The sequence below is a fragment of the Pantoea sp. GbtcB22 genome, from assembly GCF_019091025.1.
In the GTDB taxonomy this organism is placed as follows: Bacteria; Pseudomonadota; Gammaproteobacteria; order Enterobacterales; family Enterobacteriaceae; genus Pantoea; species Pantoea leporis.
This window is the reverse complement of sequence record NZ_JAGXKB010000533.1, coordinates 1-249: the sequence shown is the minus strand read 5'-3', so window position 1 is coordinate 249 and position 249 is coordinate 1. Positions and strand designations below refer to the sequence as shown.

The window sequence follows — 249 nt, the reverse complement described above, 5'->3', positions numbered from 1 at the left end:
AAATGCGGTGAAAAAACGTTATGCATCAAGATATATAGCGAAAATCACTCATGGATGCTAACCGGTAATCGCGCTACCATTCGTTTTAACCGTGTTGTCCATAATGACAACAAACTCCCAAGCCTGGTTTCCTAAGTCGGTATAGATATGGAAGCAAGGCCGCAGCCTTGAGCTGCCAGGGTGCAGAAAGAAATGCCTGCATCTCCCGAATTTGGAAAGGTGGTCAGGTGCCACAATTTACAGATGCCT

At 45.8% G+C, this 249-nt stretch carries 1 riboswitch.

Annotated features, from left to right (window positions below):
- Positions 1–103 precede the first annotated feature (103 nt).
- Positions 104–238: riboswitch (molybdenum cofactor riboswitch) on the top strand.
- Positions 239–249: the final 11 nt, after the last annotated feature.